Source organism: Arthrobacter sp. Hiyo1, from assembly GCF_001263615.2.
Lineage (GTDB): Bacteria > Actinomycetota > Actinomycetes > Actinomycetales > Micrococcaceae > Arthrobacter.
Window position 1 is genome coordinate 8,955 of sequence record NZ_DF952468.1, and the last position, 7,153, is coordinate 16,107.

General features: G+C 61.8%; 6 protein-coding genes and 1 pseudogene. 1 reads left to right on the forward strand and 6 read right to left on the reverse strand.

The genetic code is table 11. The annotated features are described in order from the left end of the window. The coding region (locus AHiyo1_RS00035; RefSeq protein WP_148667411.1) for a response regulator transcription factor at nt 1-456 on the reverse strand (456 nt) is incomplete at its 3' end. A gap of 256 nt (nt 457-712) precedes the next feature. On the opposite strand from AHiyo1_RS00035, the gene AHiyo1_RS00040 reads away from it, so the two are divergent. Next, nucleotides 713-1,189 (forward strand): hypothetical protein, encoded by a 477-nt coding sequence (locus AHiyo1_RS00040; protein WP_059387198.1) that lies wholly within the window; start codon nt 713-715, stop codon nt 1,187-1,189. A 45-nt stretch (nt 1,190-1,234) separates the two neighbouring features. Here AHiyo1_RS00040 and AHiyo1_RS00045 read toward each other — a convergent pair whose 3' ends face one another. From AHiyo1_RS00045 to AHiyo1_RS28115, 5 genes and pseudogenes are all read right to left on the reverse strand, one after another. Next, nucleotides 1,235-3,088: a hypothetical protein gene (locus tag AHiyo1_RS00045; protein WP_059387199.1), complete on the reverse strand. Its 1,854-nt coding sequence runs from the start codon at nt 3,086-3,088 to the stop codon at nt 1,235-1,237. Further along, the gene (locus tag AHiyo1_RS00050) at nt 3,085-3,744 is read right to left on the reverse strand and encodes a response regulator transcription factor (RefSeq protein WP_059387200.1); all 660 of its coding nucleotides are present in this window, start codon (nt 3,742-3,744) and stop codon (nt 3,085-3,087) included. The genes AHiyo1_RS00045 and AHiyo1_RS00050 overlap by 4 nt, the downstream gene beginning before the upstream one ends. A 997-nt stretch (nt 3,745-4,741) precedes the next feature. Then, complete coding sequence (locus AHiyo1_RS24320; RefSeq protein WP_172465447.1) at nt 4,742-4,912, reverse strand: hypothetical protein; 171 nt, start codon at nt 4,910-4,912, stop codon at nt 4,742-4,744. Nucleotides 4,913-5,121: 209 nt separating this feature from the next. Continuing rightward, nucleotides 5,122-5,712, reverse strand: coding sequence for a hypothetical protein (locus tag AHiyo1_RS00060; protein ID WP_059387201.1), 591 nt, complete (start codon nt 5,710-5,712; stop codon nt 5,122-5,124). Between the two features lie 834 nt (nt 5,713-6,546). After that, nucleotides 6,547-7,153, reverse strand: a pseudogene (locus AHiyo1_RS28115) (Rieske 2Fe-2S domain-containing protein); the annotation flags it as partial.

A 7,153-nucleotide genomic window follows, 5' to 3' on the forward strand; every position in this document is an offset into this window, starting at 1 on the left:
CCGTTGTGCTGGAGGTTCTCGCTGGTCCGGATCTCGGGAGGCGACGGTCCCGCGTGGGGCGGGCGGAGGTACGACCAGGACCTTCGGTTGTGGCCGGCGCATCATTGCCGCGATTCTGACTCGAAGCTCCCGTGGCCGGACGGGCTTGATGATGTGGTGGTCGGCTCCGGACTGAAGAGCAGTCAGCAGGTCGATCTGATCACTTCTGCTAGTGACCATAACGACGTAGGCGTTGCTAATTAGGCGAACGCGGCGCATGACCTCGAACCCGTCGATGTCCGGCAGTCCAACGTTTAGCGTCACGACATCGGGTCTTACGTCCCGGACAGCTTCAACACCTGCTCGGCCGGTGCCTACGGCATGGACTTCGAAACCCGCCTGGAGAAGCGCGGTCTCGAGCAAGTTGCGCGTGTCCGCATCTTCTTCTATTACTACGGCAACATCCAAATCGCTCATGGCCCCTCCATGTGTGCCCGACGAATCCCTCTCAGACCAGCGCCCGACACGACCGTCAGAGCCGTAATTCCTAAACTACAAGGAAAAGGCGGCTTTTGCGTGAACTGTCAGGCTCGGCACAGACCTGAGATCCGCGGCTTGGGGCGGGCTTGCTCGCATCGTATTGTGGGACCGTAGGTTCAGGCCTGATGTCCCGGGCAGCGTTCCTTTCTCCAGGCGTGCCTTGCTTACTACTCTTCTGGAAGGGTTTGGATTAGTGGCCGCTAATGCGGAGATATGGGGCACGGATCCTGCCACTCTTCGCGATGTCATCTTGGACCGGACGGCGGTTGAGAGCCGGCTTGAGGACTGCACAGACCTCGAGCGGGTGTGGGTCCTTTCGCTCCTCGGCCGGGACGACGAAGCCGTAAATGCCGGACGCCGCCTGCTGGCGGACTCACAAGACCGGTTCCGGCCGCTGCTCGTCCTGGCACAGGCATACCAGCGAAAGGGCCGGTCGCATGACGCCGCGAAGCTCCACGAGGAAGCGCTTAGGATTGCGGCCACCCGTGCTCGAGAGGCCCTGGTGCGGCACCAGATCGGCCGACGACTCTTCGACGAAGCAAGGTACCGGGATGCTGCAGCCGAATTCGAATGGGCCTGTGATCACTACAGAACTTCTGGCCGCCGCAAGCTCTCGATGGACTTCCGGCAGGCCATGAAACGTGCCCGTGAGTTGGACGGACGCTGCTGAACCAATGCAACCGGACAATAGCAGGGATTACTTTTCCGCTGCGAACTAGCACAGGCATATACATATGAAGGACGATGCATCGACCCAGGTCCGCTCAGTGGAGGAGGGCGACGCCGGGGCGATGTCCGTCTTTGCTTCGCGCGAAGCCGCCGAAGAGTTCGCCGCTTCCGACCCCTTTGTGATCCACGGTCTCGTCGGGAAATGAGGGCGGACCGGGCCTCGGAGCCGGCCAGGGGAACTGATGCTTATGTGAATGGCGCCGGTGTCGGCCGCCGATCGTGTCGGGCGCGGTTCAGGAACCGACATCGTGACCCGGACATTGTTTCGTTCGCCGTGGCGGATGGCGTTGGTGAATCCCTCGGAGAGCACCTCAATCACTGCCTCAGCTCGGGCCGGGTCCTCGTCGCATAGCGCCCACACACCGGGATCAATGTCGCACGCGAGCTTCAACACGCGCCCCCAGTTATTCAGCAGGTCCCGGATGCTGGACGCTCCGCGCACCGACTGCCCGTGCGGTTCTTCCAAGATCTCACTCTGCGCGGTAGCCACGGCGCTCGCCAGGATGTCCCTGACGTCCTGCGGGGCCAGATCTTCTTCCGGGTTGTTCCCTCCGGGGCGGCTCAGGGCGAGGGCGTTCGACACCAGGTTTCCCTGAAGCTTGGTGTGCAGGATTCTGGCCACCCTCCGGCGGGTGTGAAGCAGCTTCTGCTGGGCGCGGTCGGCTAGCTTGAGTTGCTCGTTCAGCGAGCTTGCCAGCCTGACCTCATGCCGCCGTCGTCGGCGTTCGGCAGCTCGAAGAACCGCCACAGTGAGTGCAGTCAGCGGATGCGCCCAGATGGCGGCCCAGTAGAAGAAAGGGGCATAGCCGAACGCCTCCTGCAGCAGGCAGGTCACCGACGCGCCAAGTGCGGCCGTGCCCGCGTAGCAAAGGGTCATGGCGGAAATTCGCCGCACGGGACTGGCGATCCTCCGTACCGTCCGGGCGGTCGCCGCGTTCCCGGCGGGCAGGATGGTCCCGCCCGCAACCGACTGAACCAGCAGGAAGAGGAGGCCGTATTCCGCCCCGACACGCACTGCGATGAGCGATTCGAAGAGCAGCACAGGCAAAGCGAGCGGTGCAGCCCGGATCAAATGCGGGAGTCCCTCGGTGGGTTCCGCGCGGGAAGGCGGCCGGGGAGGGGCTTTCTCAGGCGGCAAAGGGGTGTGATCGTGGAAGAGTTGGTGGCTCATCGGGCGGACCACGTCATCGGAGATCATCCGCAGCAGGCGTGAGGCCTCGGATCTGTGGAGGGTCGCGCTCATCCGGGCAGAGAGGACCGCGTCAAGACGCGCGGAGAGTTCGGCGACATAGTCGGAGCGGATCGAGCGCAAGCGGTGCTCATCGAATCCGAGCTGCGCCTCTATCGCAGCCCGTGCAGCGCGGAGCCGGCGTTCAAGCACGGCGTGCCCGCGGATGGAGTCCGTCAGCATCGCGATCGCCGAGAGGAAGACCAGGGCCGCCCCGACGTTGATGAGGACGCGGGCCCAGAGATCTTCACCCAGGTCCGCGATATTCAGGGCCCGCGCGAACCAAGCCACCAGGAGAGGACGGCAGGCGCCCAGGAACGCGAAGGTGCCGAACGACGTCGTAATTCTGCCTTTGAGGCTCGGGCGTGACGTGATCACGGGGCGGAGCAGCATCCCCAAAAGGCCAAGCATCACGTGCACGAGCAACACGACCGCCGTGCCGGAACCTTCCACAACCGGCGTGACTGATCCCGTCCCAGCGAGCGTGACCGATCCGGCGAACATGTTCATGACCGTCAGCGCCAAAGGCAGGGTCAGAAGCCACGACCAGAAGCTCAGGGCATTGCGGCCACCGATACCCCGGGCCCAGAGCGCATGGGAGCGGCCGCTCATTGATCGCTATCGGCAGGGGCCGGCAACCCAAACGCGCGCGAGTACAGCGTTGCCGCGGCAACCCGCGGATTGACGTCAGGATTCCGGTTCAAGCCAAGGGCCTCGAACGTGCGCGAGACGGCCTTCTCCACGGAGCGCATGCTGCTTCCCCGTTGTTTGACGATTTCAGCGTTCGACCATCCTCCCGCGATCAAGCGCAGGATATCCAGCTGTACGCGGGTCAGCGCGCCGAGCTTCGCTGCGCCAGACTCCACAGGGGGAGTCACGGTGACGGGAAGCTCCACCAGGGTCGAGTTCACCGCACTGATGAGGCCGTCCACGGAGTCAAGGGACGACTTGTTGACGAACGTTGATCCCGCCGGCAACTCGGAAAAGGGAGCTTCCGACGGATAGTTCGTCAGGAAAACGATGGCGCAGCCCGGGGACAGCGACTTCACTACGTGCGACAGTTCGACGCCGTTGGGCCGTGTACCCAGGTCAATGTCAGTCACAAGAACATCGGGATCGACGGCGGCGAACATGGATATGGCCTCGGACGCGGAGGCACAGTCATGCACGTCGAATTCCGCGCCCCTCAAAGCCTCGGCAACAAGCCCGCGCATGAACGGTTGATCTTCGACAACCAGCACCCGCCGAACCCACCCCATGTCCCCCATGGTTGAAGGGTATCCGAGCACACCCAGTGATTCACCGGCAGCAGCCAGTTGTCACGGCTCAGGACAGATCACGACGGCGGCGCTTTCGTTGCGTTTCGCGACGCCGGCTGCCGTAGTGCTTGCCTCAGGCTTCGGCCTCAGTGGCGGAGGGCGATCGTGACTACGAAGATTGTGGCGGCGCCCAAAATAGCCAATCCAACGTAGGACAGCTTCCGCTGAAACCTTCTCCGACGCTCGCGCCGTTCATCCCTGGCCAGATATCCCGTGCTGTAGTTCCCCATGCCGCGAGGATAGCCCCGCTGAATTCGCCCTCGCCTCCAGGGGTTCGGTTATTGCGACCGGTTTGGCTGCCCGCCTACTCCGGGGTAGCGCGGCTGACCACTCAATTTCGCAGCGATCACCACTCAAATTCGCAGGGATTACCACTCAAATTCGAGCAAACGGCCACCTATCGGTTCTTTTCGACCGTAGCGTTCGTTGTGGGTTCGCCGCCCCCGGAGTGGGGTAGCCGCCCCCGGATGGTGCGCCCGATACGTCAGCCCCCTGAGATACCGGGCGTGAGACTTTGCTTTCGGAGCAGCCAAGTCTGTGGCCGGCCAAACCGACTGGCCGGCCACACCATTCGACAGGATGGACTACCGGTTGAATCCGTCCTGTGTCCCATAGTCCATCCACCCAGAACCCCGCCCCCGCAAACCATCACGCCAATAATGAGTAGCCGGTTTCTTAGGTGCGCAAAAATATGTGGTGTTTGCAATGTTCATCACCAGAGCGGCCAGACTGACTAAGAGTGCTATTCGGTACGCGTGCTGACCGGCAATAGCCCACACCAACGCAAGCACGGACAGCGCAGCCCCCAGAAGCGGGTGAAGGACTGTCAGGACGCCCCCAATGACCCCGACAATTACGCACAGTCGGGAAAACCGGATGCCGCTTTCGGTACCATTTACGTTCGCGGTCAATTTGAAACCCCTGTCCTAGTAGATCTCACCAGAGTTCACGAATCCGGCTCGCGGTAGGCGTGCACCATAGGGTCGGCGTGATCCAGCTCGGCTGCGCGCGCACGCGCGGCCGTCTTCCTCCAGTGAAGTACTACTTCATTGATCACGTAGGAAACCAGGACCAGAGATGGCAAGAGGATTTGAAGCCACAGGTCCCAATTGGTCATAAAAAGGGGCGCCAAGGATGCTCCAAACATCGGCGCATGCGCGCACGAGTACCATTTCACGATTGCCTTCTCTCGGAAGCCGCAGTCTCGACCAGGCATATCCCGGAGCGGAGCGGACGGTTTAGAAAGGTTGATTCCATAGCACTTTGTGGCAACCAGACTGGCGCCCCTGAACGCGCCACTGGTGATACCGATGGCCGAGAGTCCCGCTAGCACCTGAGAGCGAGGACTGGCCACGGTACCCACTGAATACTCGGATCGGCCGTTAGGGGAAATGCGTTCGAGGAATTGAAGTCAATGTGCTGAACTAAGGTATCGTCCTCAATCCTGAACGTCGTCGCCACCGGTTTGCCGTCGGCGTCGAATGCCCATGGAGAGACAAAGGTGCTTGTGACTCTTCCCGCGGCGTCTCGAATGAGGACCGAACCGTCAGCTTCCACCTTTGCGGTGGATCCGGCCGCGAGAGCTAATGGGAATCGGTAATCGCGCAGTGCTTTGTCCGATTCGACCGTGATCAGCGTTTGCGAGCCGTGTGGGGTGCTGTAGGTGGTCGTTGTCGCGCCGGACAGGGCGGTTGTTAGAAGTGGTGCGCCTTCGCCAATAAAGTGCCCGATCGGGACGCCCTTAAGCTGGGCAGGTCTCGTCTCTGACTTTTTGCCGGGAACGGTAATCCGTACCGCACCCGAGGGGGATTGCGTTTGGACTGCCGCGGTTCCGGGGGCGTTCCCGTCCATCACATCCACGCCGTCGTACTTCTTGGCGATTTCATGCAGCGGAAGGGCACTTGGCCCGGGCGACAACCCCTGATCCCAGGCGACAGGCTGGACTCCACGGCCGGTATCAGCTCGTATCCGCTGATCTTCCTGTTCCTGGGGTGCCGTGTTCCTTTGGGCACTACCTGCATGTGCCGGTGCGGCAATAAGGATGGTCGCAATCAAAGAAAGACATGCGGTAGCTGAGGCAAAAATATGTAGACGTCGCAATTGAGGCTCCTATTCATATAGGTGCCCCCTGAGACCCGCAGCTTGCAAGAAATCATACGGTCTTTTTGCCTTTGTTGGAAGGGAATTTCGAGCAAAACTCGTCTTACGTGAGTTCTTAAATTTGCATTTCAAAAGGAGGATTAGCGAGTCGGCTGTGGTTAGATTTCTCGATCTACGCCTCGTTGGTCTCTCGCAGTTCCCCCGGAAGGACACGGGCTGCGAAGCCTTCCGGCAACCCGCGCGGGGGACTAGGATGCCGGAATGAAAGTTACCTTGCTCCGCGGGGAGGGCGATGGCGGCCCCGATTGCCCACATCAATTCGTTGGTCGCTGCGATGATTGCCGCGACGCCGAACGAAATTCGAGTAGTGAATCCGGCGGCCATGAGCCAGCCGGCCCCAGCGAATAGTCGGCGGTGATGCCTCCGAGAGGTGTCGTTCGTCGGTACTTGCTTCGAATAAGTAGGTGGAATCCATGAGGATTACGTGATTGGGCGGGGTCACGTCGGCGGCGCGCTGGCGCGCTGGAAAGTCTCATCGCCCTGACCTCAACGCTCGACAGGGGAGAACTCGGTCCGTTCTTTTACCGCTTCAACCGCCCCGGCGAGTTGGCGGCACGCTTAGGCCTCAACCCAAGCTGAGGGGCGCAGCCCCTACTGCAACTTGAACAGATTGTGCGTCGCCGGCCCCTCCAGCAGCTTGCCTGCCGCAGAGTAACGGGAACCGTGCAGGGGGCAGTCCCAGGACTTTTCGGCGTCGTTCCAGTGCAGGATCCCGCCAAGGTGCGCGCATTCCGCCGACACCCTGCACACCACGCCATCCACCGTGCAGATGGCCGCAGGTTTCCCGTGGAACAGTCCCGTGACGCCCGTGCTCGGCGGGGTGGGTTTCCTCCGTGATGGCCGGCTTCTCCTTCAACCCAGCCTTGTCCCGGAAATTCTGCTGCTGGGTCTCCACGTTGAGCGAAATCGTCGACGCTGCGCCGCGGGGACCTGTCACCCGGTGGTGGATGATGCGGGCCCACTCCAGCTTTTCGCCACGGATATCGGCGGTGATATCCAGCGCCGCCGCAACACCGTTTGTCATGCCCCACTTGTTGTAGCCGGTGCCGAAGAAGATCTTCCGTGGCCCCGGGGGAACCGGCCGAAGAACGGCATGAGATTCCCGGCCTGGTAGTCCTGGGCAGCCCACGTGTGTGTCACCTCGGCGCCCGGATAGTGCTGTTGGGCCCAGCCGAGCAGCTCATTCACGTGCACCTGC